The organism is Avibacterium endocarditidis (assembly GCF_965138825.1).
GTDB lineage: Bacteria > Pseudomonadota > Gammaproteobacteria > Enterobacterales > Pasteurellaceae > Avibacterium > Avibacterium endocarditidis.
On sequence record NZ_CBCSDH010000004.1, the window covers coordinates 123,656 to 144,288 of the forward strand.

General features: G+C 42.6%; 16 protein-coding genes. 6 read left to right on the top strand and 10 right to left on the bottom strand.

All coding sequences use genetic code 11. The features are described 5' to 3' along the window. Positions 1–5: 5 nt before the first annotated feature. Positions 6–1,424 carry a glutamate--ammonia ligase gene (gene glnA / locus ACNAV8_RS03615; protein WP_103854983.1) on the bottom strand — a complete coding sequence of 473 codons (1,419 nt, stop codon included), beginning with the start codon at positions 1,422–1,424 and terminating at the stop codon, positions 6–8. Between the two features lie 315 nt (positions 1,425–1,739). Here glnA and typA point away from each other — a divergent pair, with 315 nt between their 5' ends. Further along, the gene (gene typA, locus ACNAV8_RS03620; RefSeq protein ID WP_103854982.1) at positions 1,740–3,590 is read left to right on the top strand and encodes a translational GTPase TypA; all 1,851 of its coding nucleotides are present in this window, start codon (positions 1,740–1,742) and stop codon (positions 3,588–3,590) included. Between the two features lie 195 nt (positions 3,591–3,785). Here the strand turns inward: typA and ACNAV8_RS03625 are convergent, their stop codons facing one another. The 4 genes from ACNAV8_RS03625 to ACNAV8_RS03640 all read right to left on the bottom strand — a co-directional run bounded on the left by ACNAV8_RS03625 (position 3,786) and on the right by ACNAV8_RS03640 (position 8,303). Further along, a complete protein-coding gene (locus ACNAV8_RS03625) occupies positions 3,786–4,487 on the bottom strand; it encodes a LutC/YkgG family protein (RefSeq protein WP_103854981.1) in 702 nt (233 codons plus the stop codon). Next, positions 4,487–5,899: a LutB/LldF family L-lactate oxidation iron-sulfur protein gene (locus tag ACNAV8_RS03630; RefSeq protein WP_103853442.1), complete on the bottom strand. Its 1,413-nt coding sequence runs from the start codon at positions 5,897–5,899 to the stop codon at positions 4,487–4,489. Before ACNAV8_RS03630 ends, ACNAV8_RS03625 begins: the two co-directional genes overlap by 1 nt. A gap of 1 nt (position 5,900) precedes the next feature. After that, positions 5,901–6,632, bottom strand: a complete 732-nt coding sequence (locus ACNAV8_RS03635; RefSeq protein ID WP_103854980.1) for a (Fe-S)-binding protein — start codon at positions 6,630–6,632, stop codon at positions 5,901–5,903. A 75-nt stretch (positions 6,633–6,707) separates the two neighbouring features. Then, positions 6,708–8,303 carry a lactate permease LctP family transporter gene (locus ACNAV8_RS03640; RefSeq protein WP_103854979.1) on the bottom strand — a complete coding sequence of 532 codons (1,596 nt, stop codon included), beginning with the start codon at positions 8,301–8,303 and terminating at the stop codon, positions 6,708–6,710. Positions 8,304–8,598: 295 nt separating this feature from the next. On the opposite strand from ACNAV8_RS03640, the gene der reads away from it, so the two are divergent. Further along, complete coding sequence (gene der / locus ACNAV8_RS03645; protein ID WP_415777225.1) at positions 8,599–10,128, top strand: ribosome biogenesis GTPase Der; 1,530 nt, start codon at positions 8,599–8,601, stop codon at positions 10,126–10,128. 71 nt (positions 10,129–10,199) lie between these two features. Here der and ACNAV8_RS03650 read toward each other — a convergent pair whose 3' ends face one another. Genes ACNAV8_RS03650 through udk form a run of 4 tightly spaced genes read right to left on the bottom strand, consistent with a single transcriptional unit; the run spans position 10,200 to position 13,997 of the window. Continuing rightward, complete coding sequence (locus ACNAV8_RS03650) at positions 10,200–11,390, bottom strand: sugar transporter (protein ID WP_415777226.1); 1,191 nt, start codon at positions 11,388–11,390, stop codon at positions 10,200–10,202. Positions 11,391–11,448: 58 nt separating this feature from the next. Next, positions 11,449–12,759: a hypothetical protein gene (locus tag ACNAV8_RS03655; protein ID WP_103855957.1), complete on the bottom strand. Its 1,311-nt coding sequence runs from the start codon at positions 12,757–12,759 to the stop codon at positions 11,449–11,451. Between the two features lie 3 nt (positions 12,760–12,762). Further along, a complete protein-coding gene (gene dcd / locus ACNAV8_RS03660; protein WP_103853448.1) occupies positions 12,763–13,347 on the bottom strand; it encodes a dCTP deaminase in 585 nt (194 codons plus the stop codon). An 8-nt stretch (positions 13,348–13,355) separates the two neighbouring features. Next, positions 13,356–13,997 (bottom strand): uridine kinase, encoded by a 642-nt coding sequence (udk, locus tag ACNAV8_RS03665; protein WP_103853449.1) that lies wholly within the window; start codon positions 13,995–13,997, stop codon positions 13,356–13,358. Between the two features lie 270 nt (positions 13,998–14,267). Between udk and ACNAV8_RS03670 the strand changes: the two genes are divergently transcribed. From ACNAV8_RS03670 to fbpC, 4 genes are read left to right on the top strand one after another with little or no spacing between them, the layout of a single operon-like run. Further along, positions 14,268–15,308 (top strand): ABC transporter substrate-binding protein, encoded by a 1,041-nt coding sequence (locus tag ACNAV8_RS03670; protein WP_103855958.1) that lies wholly within the window; start codon positions 14,268–14,270, stop codon positions 15,306–15,308. Positions 15,309–15,334: 26 nt separating this feature from the next. Then, entirely contained in the window at positions 15,335–16,363 is a 1,029-nt protein-coding gene (locus tag ACNAV8_RS03675; protein WP_415777227.1) for an ABC transporter substrate-binding protein, read from the top strand. 21 nt (positions 16,364–16,384) lie between these two features. Further along, the gene (locus ACNAV8_RS03680) at positions 16,385–18,436 is read left to right on the top strand and encodes an ABC transporter permease (protein WP_415777228.1); all 2,052 of its coding nucleotides are present in this window, start codon (positions 16,385–16,387) and stop codon (positions 18,434–18,436) included. 12 nt (positions 18,437–18,448) lie between these two features. Further along, the gene (fbpC, locus tag ACNAV8_RS03685; protein ID WP_103855612.1) at positions 18,449–19,498 is read left to right on the top strand and encodes a ferric ABC transporter ATP-binding protein; all 1,050 of its coding nucleotides are present in this window, start codon (positions 18,449–18,451) and stop codon (positions 19,496–19,498) included. An 84-nt stretch (positions 19,499–19,582) separates the two neighbouring features. On the opposite strand, the gene rsmC is transcribed toward fbpC, so the two are convergent. Then, on the bottom strand, positions 19,583–20,575 hold the full coding sequence (gene rsmC / locus ACNAV8_RS03690) for a 16S rRNA (guanine(1207)-N(2))-methyltransferase RsmC (RefSeq protein WP_415777229.1): 993 nt from the start codon (positions 20,573–20,575) through the stop codon (positions 19,583–19,585). Positions 20,576–20,633: the final 58 nt, after the last annotated feature.

The following is a 20,633-nucleotide window of genomic DNA, read 5'->3' on the forward strand; positions in this document are numbered from 1 at the left end:
TGCTTTTACGCATAATACATTTCAAATTCCACTGGGTGTGGGGTCATATTTAAACGTTCCACTTCTTTACGCTTAATCGCAATAAAGGCATCAACGAAATCTTTGCTGAACACGCCGCCTTGGGTCAAGAATTCGTAATCTTTTTCCAATGCGTTTAATGCTTCTTCCAATGATCCTGCTACGGCTGGAATTTCTTTTAATTCTTCTGGCGGTAAATCATACAGGTTTTTATCCATTGCATCGCCTGGGTGAATTTTGTTCACAATACCATCTAAGCCTGCCATTAATAATGCCGAGAAAGCTAAATATGGGTTTGCCATTGGATCTGGAAAACGCGCTTCAATACGAATCGCTTTCGGGCTAGTTACCGCTGGAATACGGATTGACGCAGAGCGGTTACTTGCTGAGTAAGCTAATAATACAGGCGCTTCAAAACCTGGTACTAAGCGTTTATATGAGTTGGTTGAAGGGTTAGTAAAGGCATTCAATGCTTTAGCGTGTTTGATGATCCCGCCAATGTAGTAAAGTGCGGTTTCAGAAAGCCCTGCATATTTATCCCCTTGGAAAATATTTTTGCCGTCTTTGCTTAAGGACATATTACAGTGCATTCCTGAGCCGTTATCGCCAGTGATAGGTTTTGGCATAAAGCAGGCGGTTTTGCCGTGTTCTGCCGCCACATTTTGCACCACATATTTATAAATTTGCGTTTCGTCTGCTTTTAAGGTGAGCGAGTTAAATTTGGTGGCAATTTCATTTTGTCCTGCGGTGGCCACTTCGTGGTGGTGCGCTTCAATCACCAAGCCCATTTCTTCTAGCAATAAGCACATTTCTGAACGAATATCGTGCGCGGTATCATTTGGCGCAACCGCACAATAACCGCCTTTGGTGAGTGGACGATAACCATTGTTGCCGCCTTCATAAATTTTGTTGGTATTCCACGCGCCCTCAATATCATCGACCACATAAGAATTGCCATTCATTGCCGAACCAAAACGTACATCATCAAATAAGAAAAACTCAGGTTCTGGGCCGAAAAACACATCGTCTGCAATGCCTGTTGAGCGCATATAATTTTCCGCTCGGATCGCAATAGAACGTGGATCGCGATCATAGCTTTGCATTGTGGTTGGTTCATAAATACTGCAACGAAGGGATAAGGTTGGGATTTGTGCGAAAGGATCTACTACGGCGGTTTCAGCGATTGGCATTAATAACATATCTGCTTTATTAATGGCTTTCCAACCTTCCACCGATGAACCGTCAAACATTTTACCGTCTTCAAATAAATCTTCATCAATTAGGTTAACAGGTAAGGATACGCCGTGCTCTTTTCCTTTAATATCGGTAAAGCGAAGAAGAACAAACTTAATGTCATTTTCTTCGATTAACTTAAACACATTGGCAACGGCCGCTTCATTTGACATAGTGATAATCCTCATAAATATGATTGCTAGAGTTGAGATGCTGTGTGCTTAATGCACGCTGGCTAAAATATCACATCACCTGCAAAATTCAAGGGGCGAGCGTGATTTTAATTTCACTTAAGTGCGGTAAAAAAATCAGGAATTTTTACACCGCACTTTGTGAAATTCTCTCCAAAAGATAGAAATCCACTTATTTCCAATTATTCATAGCTCAACGTGGCAAAACGTTGTATAATCTGCAACCTTTTCGTGCAATCTTGCTAACAACATTGCACGTTATTCAAACATCATTATTGATAACAAAAGACTTTTCAAATGACAGATACCATTGATATTAACAAATTGCGTAACATCGCAATTATTGCTCACGTTGACCACGGAAAAACCACGCTTGTTGATAAATTATTACAGCAGTCAGGTACGCTTGAAGCAAGCCGTGCAGACGCGGACGAACGCGTGATGGATTCCAATGATCTTGAGAAAGAACGTGGCATTACCATTCTTGCAAAAAATACCGCAATTAACTGGAACGATTACCGTATAAATATTGTAGATACCCCAGGACACGCCGATTTTGGTGGTGAAGTAGAACGCGTGCTTTCTATGGTGGATAGCGTATTGTTAGTAGTGGACGCCTTTGACGGCCCAATGCCACAAACCCGTTTCGTAACGCAAAAAGCTTTCGCTCACGGCTTAAAACCTATCGTGGTAATTAACAAAGTGGACAGACCTGGCGCACGCCCTGATTGGGTGGTGGATCAAGTGTTTGATTTATTCGTGAATCTTGGCGCCACAGACGAACAGCTCGACTTCCCTATTATTTACGCTTCTGCGTTAAATGGTGTGGCAGGCTTAGAACACGAAGATATGGCACAAGATATGACGCCATTATTTGAAGCCATTGTACAACACGTTGAACCGCCAAAAGTGGAGCTTGATGCGCCATTCCAAATGCAAATTTCTCAACTTGATTACAGCAACTATGTAGGCGTAATCGGGATTGGTCGTATCAAACGTGGTACAGTAAAACCAAACCAAGCGGTAACCATTATTGATAGCGAAGGCAAAACACGCAACGGCAAAATCGGCCAAGTGTTAGGCCATTTAGGTTTACAACGCTATGAAGAAGATCTTGCACAAGCGGGTGATATTGTGGCGATCACCGGTTTAGGCGAACTCAATATTTCTGACACCATTTGCGATGTAAACAATGTAGAAGCCTTACCAGCCTTAAGTGTTGATGAACCAACGGTAACGATGTTCTTCTGCGTAAATACCTCTCCATTCTGTGGTAAAGAAGGGAAATTCGTCACTTCACGCCAAATTTTAGAGCGCTTAAACAAAGAGCTTGTGCATAATGTGGCATTGCGTGTAGAAGAAACCCAAAACCCAGATGAATTCCGTGTTTCAGGACGTGGTGAATTGCACCTTTCTGTATTAATCGAAAATATGCGCCGTGAAGGCTATGAGCTTGCGGTATCACGTCCGAAAGTTATCTTTAAAGAAGAAGACGGTCGCAAACAAGAGCCATTCGAGCAAGTAACCATTGATATTGAAGAACAACATCAAGGTGCGGTAATGGAAGCCTTGGGTATCCGTAAAGGTGAAGTGAAAGATATGATTCCAGACGGCAAAGGACGCACCCGTTTAGAATACATTATCCCAAGCCGTGGTTTAATCGGTTTCCGTAATGAATTTATGACAATGACGTCAGGAACAGGCTTACTCTACTCCACATTCAGCCATTATGACGATGTAAAACCAGGTGAAATCGGTCAGCGCAAAAACGGCGTGTTAATTTCTAACGGTACGGGCAAAGCCCTTGCTTATGCGCTATGGGGCTTACAAGAGCGTGGTAAGCTGATGATTGATCACGGTGTGGAAGTGTATGAAGGACAAATCATCGGTATTCACAGCCGTTCAAACGATTTAACGGTAAACTGCTTACAAGGGAAAAAACTCACCAATATGCGCGCTTCAGGAAAAGACGATGCTATCGCATTAACCACGCCTGTGCGTTTCTCTCTTGAGCAAGCCATTGAATTTATTGATGATGACGAATTAGTAGAAGTTACCCCAACATCAGTGCGTATTCGTAAGAAATTACTCACTGAAATGGAACGCAAACGCGCTAGCCGTACAACAACTAGCACAAGCACCCATTAATTCTGATTATTACTAATAAAAAGTGCGGTGGTTTTTTGCTGAATTTTTAGCAAATTTCCACCGCACTTTTCTTATTACAAACTCTGCTATTCTTCCCCATTTTTTCTAAAGCAACCTTTACGAAACCTCAAACTCAGGTTAAACAAAAAAGCCGAATGGAAATCCATTCGGCTTGTTATCATCGTTCACTCGCGATTAAGCAAGATCGTCAATCACCACATACACCTTGGTTGTCGGGCCGTGTACACCAACCACTTTAACTAGCTCAATATCCGCAGTAGAACTTGGGCCTGAGATGATGTTTACGCAAGATGGCATTCTTTCCCCTAACACGGCTTTGTCGTGCAGAATTTTGGCAAGCTGTGCCACTCGCGGTAAAACAAGGCTTTTACGCACCACAACAATGGATTTTTCTGGCAATAAGCTCACCGAACGGCCTTTGTCTTTGCCTGAAAATAGCACGACACCGCCTGATTCAGCCAAGCCATATTCTGCATAGTTAATGCCGATATTAGCTCGTTCTGCGTGTTTGAGATTTTCTTCACCATTTTGTGGCAACCAAATATCTGTTTCGTAATGGGCTTGCACATCTTGGGTAATACCCAATTGTTCTAAACGCTCATCACCGGTTACGATAATATGTCCACCACCATATTTTTCGCAGGCAGAAAGCACCGCACTTTTGGCGTCCTCTTCGTTGGTTTCGATCACATCAACCATCATCGCTTTTGCCGATTCGATAAAAGTTTGGCATAAGGCTTGCGGATCAAGATCGGTTAAACGCGTTGTAGCGTAATCATTTAGCGGCGCAGGCATTGGCTCTGGCACAAGCTGGCGTGGACGCCCCATTCGTTCCGCAAGTTTGTTTAGGAAGTTTTCTCTATTTTGTGCGTCCATTATTTTGCCTCTCTTTTGTTAAACCATTCACGGAAACTTTCGCCATCAGCACTTGGCAGATCGCGCGCTTTTGTCCATTCGGCCAATGCGCCAAATTCAAGCGGTGCTTTACCATTTTTGATGAATTTGCTTGCCACTTTTGCGCCCACATTCACGCCCACTTTCCATAAGGTTGGGTGAGAGTTAGCAAAGTTGAAACCAAAGATAGATAAACGCTCTGCGGTTGGTGTCATACCACTTTGGGCAATATGCTCACGGTGTTTTAAGATGAGCTGTGCCAATGGAATTTTCACTGGACAAACTGAGTTACAGGCTGTACATAATGAGCAGGCATATGGCAACTCTTTGAAATCTTCATACCCACCTAATAATGGCGAAATTACCGATCCAATTGGGCCGGGATAAATTGAGCCATAACCGTGTCCACCAATTTGGCGATAGGCTGGACAAGTATTTAAACACGCGCCACAGCGGATACAACGCAATACCTCTTTAAATTCGCTTTCGAGAATTTTAGAGCGCCCGTTATCCACGATAACCAAATGGAATTCTTCAGGGCCGTCCGTTTCACCCGCAAGGCGTGGGCCAGTGAGCCAAGTGTTATAACCAGTTAATTTTGCCCCTACGGCACTTCTAGCAAGCATTGTGATGAGCACATCTACTTCTTCAAAGGTTGGCGCAATACGCTCCATTCCCATTACTGCAATGTGCGTTTTTGGCACAGTGGTGGCAAGACGTAAGTTTCCCTCGTTGGTAACCAAGCAAAGGCTACCTGTTTCAGGCACGGCAAAGTTACACCCACTCACGCCGATGTCAGCTTCTAAGAAATCTTGACGAATTTTTTCACGAATGAACAAGGTCATTGCTTCTGGCGTTTCTGGGCCGTCATAGCCTAATTTTTCGTGTAAATCTTTACGAATTTGATGGCGATCTTTGTGAATGGCTGGCACCACGATATGAGAAGGGCGATCCCCGGCAATTTGTAGGATATATTCCCCTAAATCCGTTTCAATCACCTTGATACCTTCGGCTTCCAGCACTTCGTTCATACCAATTTCTTCGGTTACCATTGATTTGGATTTCACGATTTTCTTGGCATTTTTCTCAAGAGCAACTTGGCGAATATAATTGGTGGCATCTTCTGCGGTTTCAGCAAAATACACTTTTCCGCCATTTTCCGTCACTTTTTCGCTTAATTGATATAAGTAAGCATCAAGATTAGCTAAAACGTGGTTACGAATATGTTTTGCTTCATCACGCCATTCTTCCCAATGACCAAGTTCGTCCACCATTTTTTGGCGATTTGTGCCGATGCGTTCTTGCGCCATTACAATGGCTTTGCGCATAATGTCATTGTGAATTTCATTATCCACGCGTTTTTTAAATGCAAGATTGCTGGTTTTTAATGACATCTTATTTTCCCTCCTGCATTAATACTTCGGCAATGTGCATCACTTTCACATTTTTGCCTTCACGACTTAAACGTCCACCAATATTGAGCAGACAGCTTACATCAGCCCCGATTAAATAATCAGGGTGAACCTCTGTGATATGTTCCACTTTTTCCGTTACCATTTCACCAGAAATTTCCGCCATTTTCACCGAGAATGTTCCACCAAAACCGCAACAAGTGCTTTGGTTGTGAATTGGCAATAATTCTAGCCCTTTCACATTTTGTAATAAGGCTAAAGGCTCGTTCACAATGCCTAATTTGCGGCTTAAGCTACAAGATGGGTGATATACCGCTTTTCCTGTTAAAGTCGCGCCCACATTGGTTACGCCTAATTTATTGACGATAAAATCCGTTAAATCATAAAAACGATCAGCCACTTTCTGCGCGCGCTCTGCCCATTCTGGCTCATCAAAACGGTTAAAATATTCAGGATAGGTTTTAATCGCGTAAACACAAGAACCCGCAGGGGCAACGATCGGATAATCATTGACTTCAAAGGTTTCCACCAAGTTTTTCATTCCAGCTAAGGCTTGTTTGGTATAACCACTGTTCAGCGAAGGCTGACCGCAGCAACCTTGTTTTTCAAGGAATACAATATTACAGCCGAGCTTTTCTAGTAATAATACGGTGTTTTTTGCAACGCCGGCTTTTACCACATCAGCGATACAAGTAACGTAAAAATTTACGTTCATAAATTACTCCAACATAATCAAATAGAAATGAGAAATCAGGCAAAGTTACCTCTGCCTGATTTGTAATAATTCACACTAAACGTTAAAGAAAAGTGGAATAATAAAGAGTGCAACAAGTGCGGCAATAATACCATAAACGATCATTGGAACGATGGTTTTCTTAATGATTGTGCCTTCTTGTTTATCAATATTTAATACCGAGCTTACCGCAACGATGTTGTTGATACATACCATATTCCCCATTGCACCACCAACAGATTGCAGGGCAAGAACAAGGGTCGCAGAAAGACCAGTAATTTCCGCAGTGGACAGCTGAACACTACCAAAGGTTAAATTAGAAACGGTGTTTGAACCTGAGAAGAACGCACCCACCGCACCTAAGTAAGACGCAAATAATGTCCAATATTCTCCTGTGGCTTCCGCAAAACTTCTACCGATAATTTTCACCATTGAATTATCGCCGCCCACAAGCATTAAGTTCACCATAATTAATGCTCCAACAAGGGCTAAGAATGGGTTGCGAGTTTGTCTTAAGCTGCCCATAAAAATATCTTTGGTTTTGCTTGCCGATAATGCGAATAATGGGATTGAGATTAACACGGTTACCACAAATGGAATTAATGCTGGCACATAAAGCAATTTATAGCTTGCATTCACCGATGTACCAAAAATTTGTTTTAAGCTGAAAATTAAACCGTGGCTAATTTCAAATAAACCTAATGAGCCTAATTGTACGCTAAACCAAGTTGTCGCATCGTTCATCATTGCTTTGAATGGCAATTGTTGTAAACGTGTTACAATTAAAATCGCAATTAATAAACCTGTTGGTAATAAGGCTTTCACTACTTGCCCTGTGCTTACTGCGTTATCATCAAGGTTATTTTCTACTTTGGCTAAACCAATGCCTTTATTTGCTACAAACACAGACACCAATAAACCAATTGCACCACCCACTAATGATGGGAACTCATAGTTCACTTGGGCCAATAAGAAATAAGGCACAACACAAGCGAAAATGCTGATATAAATAAACACAAGGTTTTTACGAATTTCACTCCAACCTACGATTAAACGTAACGCCATTAATGGAATAATTAATGCGGCAAAAGAGTGAATAAGCGCTGACATTGAACCAATTTCAAGAATTTGGTTATCCGTTAAATTTAATGGGCCGAAACCAAACCAAGTTGGCGTCCCTACTGCTCCAAAGGAAACCGGTACAGAGTTCATAATTAAGGCAAGCATTGCCACTTTTAGTGGCGGGAAGCCTAAGCCCACTAAGATCGGCGCAGCGATCGCTGCTGGCGTCCCGAAGCCACTCGCCCCTTCAATCATAAAGGCAAATGCCCAACCGATAATCATAATTTGTGCAACAGGGTTTGGATTAATATTACCTAACCACTTACGCAAGGTATTCGTTGCACCTGAGATTTCAGAAAAACGGTTAAATAAAATCGCACCGAAAATTACCGTAATTGGTGTTTGAACCGCCACCAATGCAGCTGTTACATTGGCACTCACGATAGCAATATCTGTGCCAAAGAAAATAAATTGAATAATTAAGACCACTACCGCAATCCACGGCAATGCAACATAAGATGGCAACGCATTACGTTTTACCATTAAATAAATTAATAAAACAATAGGAAAAATACTAAGAAAAAGAGCCATACAAACTACTCCATCAATAATTAATGTTATGACTTAAATGAGAGTGCCATTCTATGCTGATTTAATCGTTTTAGTAAAACATTTGTTAAGAAATTATGACAACGATCACAAAAAATTTTAACATTTCGCTAAAAATACTTCCTTATGGTTAGCCTTTAGCCAGTCTGAGAAGTCATTTCTCATTAAGGGCAAAATCCGCTATAATTAGCCAATTTTGCAAAAAACTTATTATTTTTTCACCGCACTTTGCTTTTGCTGTGAAAGAAAATTTGCCCTAACGAATATAGAGGTTTTTATGACAACTCCCGTAGTTGCCCTTGTGGGTCGCCCAAATGTGGGAAAATCCACCTTATTTAATCGCCTAACGCGCACCCGTGATGCCCTTGTTGCCGATTTCCCCGGTTTAACCCGCGATCGCAAATATGGCCAAGCCAATATTGCTGGCTATGATTTTATCGTAATTGACACTGGCGGTATTGACGGCACAGAAGAAGGCGTAGAAGAAAAAATGGCAGAGCAATCCTTGCTTGCCATTGAAGAAGCAGACATTGTGTTATTTCTGGTGGACGCACGCGCAGGGCTGACTTCCGCTGATATTGGCATCGCCCAATATTTACGCCAACGCCAAAACAAAGCCACCGTATTGGTTGCCAATAAAACAGACGGTATTGATGCGGATTCCCATTGTGCGGAATTTTATCAGCTTGGTTTAGGCGAAGTGGTACAAATCGCCGCCTCACAAGGCCGTGGCGTGAATGCCTTAATGGAACAAGTGCTTGCGCCACTTGCTGAACAAAATGCCGAAAAAGAGGCTGAGCAAAACCAAAGTGCGGTGCAAAATAACGAAGAAAATCAAGAAGATGAATGGGATCACGAATTTGATTTCAACAATGAAGAAGACACTAGACTTTTAGACGAAGCTCTTGCGGAAGAAGAAAGTGAGCAAGAGCAAAATATCAAAATCGCCATTGTAGGGCGACCAAATGTTGGCAAATCTACCCTCACTAACCGCATTTTGGGTGAAGAACGCGTGGTGGTTTACGATCTCCCTGGTACAACGCGTGATAGCATTGCCATTCCAATGGAACGTGATGGTCAGCATTATACCATTATCGACACCGCGGGCGTACGTAAACGGGGAAAAGTGCATTTAACGGTGGAAAAATTCTCTGTGATCAAAACCTTACAAGCCATTCAAGAAGCCAATGTGGTGCTACTCACCATTGATGCGCGTGAAGGCATTTCCGATCAAGATCTTTCCTTGCTCGGCTTTATTCTCAATGCGGGGCGTTCTTTAGTGATTGTGGTAAACAAGTGGGACGGCTTAGATCAAGAAGTGAAAGATCGTGTGAAATCAGAATTAGATCGCCGCTTAGACTTCATTGATTTTGCCCGTGTCCATTTTATTTCTGCCTTGCACGGCAGTGGTGTGGGCAATCTGTTTGCTTCCATTAAAGAAGCCTATGCTTGTGCTACGCAAAAAATGACGACTTCAATCCTCACCCGCATTCTACAAATGGCAACGGACGAACATCAACCGCCAATGGTTAGCGGTCGCCGTATTAAATTGAAATACGCTCACCCTGGTGGCTATAATCCGCCAATTATTGTGGTACACGGCAACCAAATTAACCGCTTGCCAGATAGCTATAAACGTTATTTATCAAACTATTATCGCCGCAGCCTGAAAATTATTGGCTCGCCAATTCGTTTGATGTTCCAAGAAGGCAGCAATCCATTCTCGGGCAAACGCAATAAACTCACGCCAAATCAGCTGCGTAAGCGTAAACGTTTGATGAAATTTATTAAGAAATCTAAAAAATAAAAATAAAGGCGATTTAATATCGCCTTTTTTATTACCCACACAAAAACTTTCTATTTTTCCACCGCACTTCATTATTGCACGGCTTGTAGCGGTAAATGCCGATAGCGTAGATGAATCGCCAAAAACAGCATAATGCTAACCAAGACAAAAATACCGCCCACCATTCCAATATAAGACAACCCCAAATGTTGCATTACTTGATTGCCGAGCAATGCGCCGCCGCCAATGCCGATATTATAAATGCCTGAGAAAATCGCCATTGCTACATCCGTGGCATCTGGTGCGAGTTGTAAAATGCGAATTTGCAAGCTCAAACCAATGCCTGCAATGCCAATGCCCCACAATAGCACCAACGGATAAGTAAAGGCGGAATGGCCTTTTAATAGCACTAAAGCAAAGAGCGAAAGAGCTAGACTGCTCATTGCAATCAGTAGAAATTTTGCTGGCCCAAAGCGGTGAAAACGGCTAAATAGCATACTGGCGATCATTCCTGCGCAGCCAAATAGCAATAAAATCAAGGTGGTTTCCGTTGGTGCGATGCTCACTTCTTGAATCATAAAAGGTTCAACATAACTGTATGCGGTGAAATGGGCAGAAATAACAATGGCGGTGAGAACAAATAACCCCACCAACAACGGACGTTTGAATAATAGCGGAACACTTTTTAATGTGCCGGCGTTTTTGCTCACTAAGTGCGGTAATAATTTATACAGAAAAATCAGTACGATAAACGCCACCACACCAATCACGCCAAAGGTGGTGCGCCAGCCAAGCCATTGCCCGATAATACGCCCTAACGGCAAGCCTAACACCATTGCCAAGGCGCTGCCCATTGCTAACAAGCCGAGCGCTTGTGCTTTTTTATCTTTTGGCGCGAGGCGAACGGTGAGCGAAGCAGTGATCGCCCAAAATACAGAATGAGAAATGGCAATGCCAATACGAGAAATCAGAAGAACTTGGAAATTCCACGCCACGCAAGACAAAATATGACTCACAATAAAGAGAATAAAAAGCTTAATCAGCAAACTACGCCGCTCTAGCTTGGCGGTGAGCAGCATAAAGGGCAAGGAGAGCAAAGAAACAATCCACGCATAAATGGTGATCATCAGCCCTGTTTGGCTGACCGGCATTTGGAAACTTTCGGCAATATCGGAAAGCAACGCCACAGGGATAAATTCAGTTGTGTTGAAAATAAAGGCGGAAAACGCCATACAAATAACACGCCATAATTTCACACGGCGAACAATTTTGGGAGATAACATTTTAAATTAGGGTTAGCAAAAAAAGTTGGCTATTCTAGCACAGAAGTTTAGATTTTGCTCAACGAGAAAGGCGTTGTTTGAATAAATCTTTGAGCTGTTTTTTTAAGCCTTGGGTGGACTCAATTTTATATTGCGGCGAATGGCAATCACCGAAGAAATGCAACGGCAAGCGGAAGTTTTGATATTTTTTCTCACGCAAATTGAGATTAACGAGAAAATCACATTGTTGGCTCACTTGATCCACCGTACCTTCGCCCGTGAGCTGAAAATAAGGATCGCGTAATTGCAAATTCTGCCATTGCATTTCTTGCTGATCCCAAATTAGCTGAGCGGTAAGGCGTTCAAAGGGCGAATCCATATTTTGCAAACGCGCTGAATCATAATTAATCGGCAAACGTTGTGCCACAATGGCTAACAAATTCACGTTTTTCACCTTGCCATTGATGATTTGTAAGCTGGCCTGCCCTTGTTCAATTTGTTGATCAATCAATGCCACTTCCCCTTTTAATTGCGCCTGCCCCGTGGCTAACATTGGCAACTTAAACAAAGCAAGCCATTGTTCTATGGCAATATTTTGTGCGGAAAACTGCGCGCGATCGGGTTGTTGATAAAATTGGAAATCCACATTTCCTTGCGGTGCTAAGGTAAGTTTGCCATTGATAAAGTGCGGTTGAAATTCAAGCAGAATTTTGCCTTGTGAAAAGGGAACTTGGTTAATGCTCAAATCTGTGAAATCAAGCTGATAGCGGTTCGTTTCGCCTTGCATTTCACTGTGTAAATGCCCTTGTTTTAACTGTAACGCCATTGTATCCACATCACCATAAAGGGGGCGTTCAAACTGCCATTGCCCTGCAACTTGTTCAAATGCTAGGCCATTATGAGAAAGCTGCACATTGCCTTGTAACTGGATATGGCTTGCGGCTCGTGTTGCCTGCGCGCTAAACGCCATTTGCACCGGTTTCTGCAAATTCAGCGGAGCGTTTTGTGGTAAGGCATTGAGTAAATGCGCAATGCCCTGCCAAGAAAGTGCGGTGGGTTTTAGGCTAACATTTAGCCCTTGCCATTGGGAGTTAGCAATATTGCCGTTATGTAGTTGAATTTCATTCAGCTTAAGATCACCGCTAAGCAACGCGGTAGGATTGAGTTCAAGCACGATTTTTTCAAAGAAAAACCACCGCGCTTTTTGTTGAAACTTAACATTATGTAAGGATAGTTGAGTGGGAAAAAGCCGGCTTTCCACTTGTGCCACTTGGATATGCTGCTGTGCAAGGCGTTCAGAAAGCTGGGCTGTTAAACGGGATTTCTGCCAAAAAAGAAAGCACAGCCCCACGCACAACAGTGCGATTAGCCATAGCGCTTTCTTTTTCATTGTTTATTTATCCTTATCAATACGGCTGGCTACCGCATTTTGCTGATCTTTATATTTGGCATCTTGACGGCGATTATAAGGACGCGCCGCCTCGCCACTTAGCACTTCAAAACTCAAGGCACCAATCACCATTTTCGGACGCAATGCCAAAGGCAGCTTACCTGAATTGTAAAATTCCAGCACAATACGCCCATTCCAACCCGGATCAATACGGTGTGCGGTAACGTGTACCATTAATCCTAGGCGGGCAAGGGAAGAGCGCCCATCAAGCCAACCGATAATATTGGCAGGCAAGGATACCGCTTCAAAGGTGGTGGCAAGCGCCAGTTCACCAGGGTGGAGAAAAAAGGCTTCACCATCATCAATGAGAATTTCATCGCTCATCACCGCCTCAAGTTGAGCGGAAACTTCTTCTTTTTTGCCGCTTAAATCAATGTAAGGCGCGGTATGTTCACGAAACACACGGAAAGAATTGCCCAAACGCACATCAACGGTCGCGCCATTGATTTTGTCGTTATCTGGGCGCGGCGTTAAGCTGATAATGCCCTCATCTAAATAACGTTCAATGTCGGTATCACACAATCTCATTTTGCCCCCTATTTGCTTTTCAGCAGGTGTCTAATTTGTGCTTTTAACATATTGATTGCAATACGGTTTTTTCCACCGCGTGGAACAACAATATCGGCATATTGTTTAGACGGCTCGATAAATTGTAAGAACATAGGACGCACAGTAGCACGATATTGATCCACTACCGATTGCAAAGAACGCCCACGCTCTTCCATATCACGTTTTAAACGGCGGATAAAACAAATATCTAACGGCGTATCCACAAATACAGAAATACTCGCTTCTTGGCGAATGCGTTCGTCCGTGAGCAACAAAATGCCTTCTAAAATAATCACTTTTTTCGGCTTGAAATGAGTGGTTTCCCCCGTGCGCGTGTGTTCCACATAGCTATAAACGGGAATATCCACCGCTTGCCCTGCTTTTAAGGCACGCAAATGTTGTAACAACAAATCGCGATCCATTGAATTTGGGTGGTCGTAATTGGTTTTAATGCGCTCTTCAAAAGCAAGGTGGGTTTGATCTTTGTAGTAGCTATCTTCAGAAATAATGCCAATGTCTTCGCAACTTAGCTCATCACGAAGTTCTTTATGAATGGTGGAGGCAATAAGGCTTTTTCCTGAGGCGGAAGCCCCTGCGATAGCGATAATAATGCAATCTTGGTCTGACATAATATGGCTCAAATAGAGGAGTTACAGTGATTTTAGAATTATAAAGAAAAATTTCGCTTTTTTATAGGGCTGTTGATAATTCATTTTGCATTTGAGCTATCTACAGCCTCTAAGAATTTCACCCTTTTGACGAAATAAAACGAAAGAAATCTCTCATTTTGTGAAGTGGTTCACAGCATTTTTTACTCCATTCGGATAGGATTAGGCTCATTTAATTTAGATTAATCAATGATCTAGGCGATTTTCCGCCAAACCATAAGGAGTACCACAATGAAATGTAAAGCAATTTCTCTCGCAATTTCCACCGCACTTGCCACTTCCGCCTTAATCTTCAGTATGCAAGCGCAAGCCAAAGGACGCTTGGTGGTATATTGCAGCGCCACAAATGAAATGTGTGAAGCTGAAACCCAAGCTTTCGGCAAAAAATATGATGTGAAAACGTCTTTTATCCGTAATGGTTCAGGCAGTACCTTTGCGAAAATTGAAGCGGAAAAGAAAAATCCACAAGCTGACGTGTGGTATGGCGGCACGCTCGATCCACAATCTCAAGCCGGCGAACTGGGTTTATTAGAAGCCTACCGCTCGCCAAATGTCGATCAAATTATGCCAAGATTCCAAGATCCTGCTAAAGTCAAAGGCAACTACACGTCCGCCATTTATATGGGGATTTTAGGCTTTGGAGTAAACATTGAACGCTTGAAAAAACTAGGCATCACAGAGGTGCCAAAATGCTGGAAAGACTTAACCGATCCACGCTTAAAAGGGGAAATTCAAGTGGCCGATCCACAAAGTTCAGGCACTGCATACACCGCCATTGCTACCTTTGTGCAATTATGGGGCGAAGATCAAACCTTTGATTTCTTCAAACAACTTCACCCGAACATTTCTCAATATACTAAATCGGGTATCACCCCTTCACGCAACACAGCCAGAGGTGAAACCACAGTAGGGATTGGCTTCCTACACGATTACGCCCTTGAAAAACAACAGGGCGCGCCAATTGAATTAGTCGTGCCTTGCGAAGGCACAGGTTATGAACTTGGTGGTGTGAGCATCTTAAAAGGCGCGCGTAACTTAGATAACGCCAAATTATTCGTGGATTGGGCATTATCAAAAGAAGGCCAAGAATTAGCGTGGAAAAAAGGCCGCGCTTTCCAAACACTGACCAACACCACCGCCGAACAATCACCAACCGCGTTTGATCCAACCAAGCTTAATCTCATCAATTATGATTTTGAGAAATACGGTGCATCAGACGAACGCAAACGCTTGATTAACAAATGGGTTAATGAAGTTAAATTGGCGCAGTAAATAGTTTTGTCATAGTGAGGTGGGTAATGAAAAAAGTAACGTCCAATCTAATTTTAGCTAGTCTATTATTAGCAGGATTAAGTCTTTCTAATATGGCTTTCGCTGGAGGGCGATTGGTGGTTTATTGTAGTGCGCAGAATATTGTATGCGAAAAGGCAGTGCAAGGATTTGCGAAAAAATACAATGTAAAAACTTCCTTTATTCGTAATAGCTCTGGCAGTACCCTTGCCAAAATGGAAGCTGAGAAAAATAATCCTCAAGCAGATGTTTGGGTTGGCGGCCCTTTTGATACCCACCTCCAAGCAGGTGAGTTAGGCTTAATTGCGTCTTATGATTTCCCGAAACGCAATGAAGTAATGACCCAATTCCAAAAACTTGGCAATGGAAAAAGTTCTATTATTTATATGGGTGTTTTAGGTTTTGGCGTTAATACAGAACGTTTGAAGAAACTAGGTATTACAGAAATACCAAAATGCTGGAAAGATCTGTTAGATCCTCGCTTAAAAAATGAAGTACAAATTGCTGATCCACAAAGTTCTGGCACAGCTTACACCGCCATTGCCACTTTCACGCAACTTTGGGGAGAAGGTAAAGCCTTTGATTACCTAAAACAAATCCATCAAAATATTTCACAATATCCAAAAGCAGGAACAGCCCCATCACGCAACACAGCAAGGGGAGAAACTGCGATTGGTATCGGTTTTTTACAAAATTATTCTTTTGAAAAACAACAAGGTGCGCCCATTGAACTTGTCGTACCTTGCGAAGGCACAGGTTATGAGCTTGGTGGCGTAAGCGTTATTAAAAATGCGCGTAACTTAAAAAATGCACAATTATTTGCTGATTGGGTAATGTCAAAAGAGGCGCAAGAATTGTCGTGGAAAGAAGCACAATCTCATCACGTTGCCACAAACATTAATGCCGAGCCTTCACCTTACGCACTCAAACCTGCTGATTTGAATTTGATCGATTATAATTTTGATAAATTTGGTTCAAACGAAACACGCCGCCATCTTATTGACAGATGGGTGAATGAAGTAAAATTGGCGAAATAATCGCTGTTTCACGGAGATGTTATGAAAAAGCTGTCACAGATGTTTAATAGCAGCCTATTTTGGATTTTGCTCGCATTGTTGGGCTTTATCTGTTTGCCTTCTATGGCGTTGTATTATGGTTTGGCAGAATCCACGCCTGATGAAATTTATGAAGCAATGGGCTGGGCGAGCTTTAATTTAAGTTGGTTTTGGTTTGCTGCATTAGCTTTTGTGCCAATTTTGTCTGCTGTTTTCAAAGGGAAACGGCAGCAAAGTCTGGCAGAATTTCTGGCGGTGTTGGCGATTTTCCTATTTGTGTTTATTTCTGCCACAATAGAAAAATTCAATCTCGGCTATTCCATTTTTGTCCTAATGTTGAGCCTGATTGCCCTTGCCACTCAAGGCTTGGCAAAGATGAAAGTGATGCAAGGGGATAAATTCATCATCACCTCGCTGATTAGCATTGTCTTGCTGATTTTCTTTTTTATTGTGTATCCCACCTTGGCGATTTTTATCTCGATGTTTTATGACAACGGCGAATTTGTGCCAAGCCAAGTAATCAGCATTGTCGAAAAACCTTACATCATTCGGATAATCGGTAATTCCCTTAGTGTAGCAATTACGGTGGGCATTTTAGCTACATTATTTGGTTTGATTTTTGCTCTTTACACCACTCGCATTGCTAAACGCACCGCCGTGATCGGAAAGATTTTCTCCATTTTGCCGATTGTAACTCCGCCTTTTGTGGTGGGGTTAGGGGTAACCTTAATGCTTGGGCGTTCAGGTTATGTTACGGAATTTTTAGTGGAATATTTTGGCTTTAGCAGCAACTGGTTATATGGTTTTACTGGGATTATCATCGCCCACACGCTTGCGCTAACGCCAATGGCTTTTATGATTTTAGAAGGGGCGTTAAAATCCATTCATCCATCTATTGAAGAAGCGGCATATACGCTGCGTTCAAACCGCTATCAAGCCTTTTTCAATATTATTTTCCCCTTGCTCAAACCAGCGCTTGCCAATGCCTTTTTAGTGGTGGCAATCCAATCTTTAGCAGATTTTAGTACCCCACTTGTGCTAGGCGGCAGCTTTGATGTGATTTCTTCGCAAATTTATTTCTACATTGCAGGATCACAGTTAGATTATGCTTCGGCCAGCACCTTAGGCAGTATTTTGCTGATCTTCTCTTTGGCGATTTTTGTGATCCAATATTTATGGATCGGCAATCGCTCTTACGTCACCGTTTCAGGCAAATCCTATCGCGGTGATGTGCAAGATTTGCCAAGTGCGATGAAATTTTTCATTATTTTTACCCTTGGTTTCTGGGTGCTGTTTAATGCGGTACTATACGGCAGTATTTTCTACGGCAGCTTTACAATGAACTGGGGCGTGGATTACACTTTTACCTTTAAGCATTATCTCACCTTATTCGGACAAGGCTTTAGTGACGGCGCTTGGCCATCGCTGATTCATACGGTAATTTTTGCCGCCACCGCTGCTCCGATTACAGCGATTTTTGGCTTATTGATTGCCTACATCACCGTGCGCCGTGATTTTAAAGGCAAGAAAACCCTTGAATTTTTAACCTTGCTTTGCTTTGCCGTACCAGGAACGGTAGCGGGGGTTTCCTATATTCTTGCTTTTAACAATGCGCCAATTTATATCACAGGGACAAGTATCATCATCGTGCTTTCAATGGTAATGCGTAATATGCCTGTGGGTATGCGCGCTGCCGTGGCAGGTTTAGGGCAGCTTGATAAATCCCTTGATGAAGCCTCGCTTTCACTCAAAGGCAGCTCGTTAAAAACCATTTGGTATATTGTCTTCCCACTGCTTAAGCCAGCATTGCTTTCCGCGTTGGTAACCAGTTTTGTACGCGCAATGACTACGGTCAGCGCCATTGTCTTCTTAGTTACCGCAGATACAAGGGTTGCCACTTCTTATATTCTAAACCGCGTAGAAGACGGCGAATACGGCGTTGCCATTGCTTATGGCTCAATTTTAATCGTGGTAATGATGGCAATTATTTTGCTATTTGACTGGTTGGTGGGCGACACGCGAATTGCTCGTTCTAAAGCGAAAAAAATGAATTAATAGGTTGTAAAAATGAAGAATAATGATTTTTTAGTGTTAAAAAATGTGACTAAATCCTTCGGTAAAGCGGTGGTGATCGATGATCTCAATCTTTCTATTAAACAAGGCTCAATGGTTACCCTGCTCGGGCCTTCTGGTTGCGGAAAAACCACCGTGCTACGCCTTGTGGCTGGGCTAGAAAGCCCTACTTCTGGGCAAATTTTTATTGACGGAGAAGATGTCACTAAATCTTCCATTCAAAATCGTGATATTTGTATCGTGTTTCAGTCTTATGCGCTGTTTCCACATATGTCCATTGGGGATAATGTAGGCTACGGTTTGCGTATGCAGGGCGTGGGATCGGCAGAGCGCAAACAACGGGTTAAAGAAGCCTTGGAATTGGTGGATTTGGCGGGCTTTGAAGATCGCTATGTGGATCAAATCTCAGGTGGCCAGCAACAACGTGTCGCCTTAGCACGTGCGCTGGTGCTAAAGCCTAAAGTGCTATTGTTTGACGAACCGCTGAGCAACCTTGACGCTAATTTACGCCGCAGTATGCGTGAAAAAATCCGCGAGCTGCAACAACGCCTTGGCATCACTTCCCTTTATGTAACCCACGATCAAAGCGAAGCCTTCGCCGTGTCTGATGAAGTGATCGTAATGCACAAAGGCAAAATTATGCAAAAGGCTTCTGCGAAAGAGCTTTATCAACACCCTAACTCGTTGTTTTTGGCAAATTTTATGGGGGAAAGTAGCATCTTTGACGGCAAACTTGAAAACGGCACGATAACGGTTAATCAATACGCGTTCACCTTGCCAAATGTACAATCCTTCGGTTTGCCAGACGGAGAATGTTTAGTCGGCATTCGCCCTGAAGCGGTACGCCTTTCAGCGCAAGGCGATGCTACTCAACGCTGTGAAATTCAAAGTGCGGTGTATATGGGTAATCACTGGGAAATTGTGGCGCAATGGGGCGGTAAACCGCTACTCATCAACTGCCAGCCTGATAGTTTTGATCCTGCTATCAAACAAGCCTATGTGCATTTTGCTGACTATGGCGTGTTCTTACTGAAAAAAGAATAGTGCATTTCGTTGCAATGGCTTACAACAGCCGATTAAAAAAGTGCGGTGGAAAATTTAGCAAAAAACCACCGCACTTTATTTATCTTAATAATGCACTGAGTACACTTTAAATTTATTGGTTTTGGCCAAAACTTGATGCGAGCCAAAATGCTGATCCAACAAATCTGCATAAGGTAAGAAAGCATTAGCAACAATGCGTAACTCGCCCCCTTCATTTAAATGCCATTTAGCTTGCTGAATAAGCTCAGACACTGCGCGAAATGCAGTATCCACGCCATCGTGAAAAGGCGGGTTAGAAATAATCAAGTCAAACTTGCCTTCTATTTGTGAAAACACATTGCTTGCTAACACATCTGCTTCAAGTTGATTTTCTATCAAAGTACGCTCTGCTGAAGCAATAGCTAAAGCGTGAATATCCGTCATCACAAGATTCACACTTGGATTATGCTGTTTAATATAGCTTCCAATCACACCTGCACCGCAGCCCATATCTAGCACACGACCTTTGATCGGACGCTCTAATGTTGAAAGCAATAATGCCGTTCCCACATCTAATTCCGCTGCGCTGAATACTCCCGGCAAGCTGAAAATCGTCAAATCACCAAGTTGCGCGTGCTGATAAGATTTCCAATATTTGGCTAAATCAAAGTGCGGTGGATTTTTCAAACAAAAATGATAAAGCCCACAACGTCTTGCGCTATCAATTTTGCCAATTTCGCCGAAAGGGGAAAGCGTTTTTTCCGCTGAACGTACTCCACTGCGATTTTCACCAATAATCAACACTTCTTGCTCAGGCTCGCATTGTGATAAAAGCTGCATTAATTGCAACTGATTTTCTTGTTTATTTTTCGTCCAATAATAAACGATTAAATCAGCCTTTGGCACAAAATCTACGGAAAAATCCACCGCACTTTTGTTTTCGGCATAATCAAAATACCACGTCCAGCAATGAACTGATTGCGCTTTGTTGCGTAATTGCTGTGGAAAATCATCATTCAATGCCCCAGCAAATAATACATTTCGATTTTCAAATAAAGAAAGATGGCGTTCTAGCACTTGGCTTTCAGGTGAAATCACGGGTTTATCCTATTCTTAAAAAATATCAATAAAGTCCTACGTTGATAAAAGCAGGAAT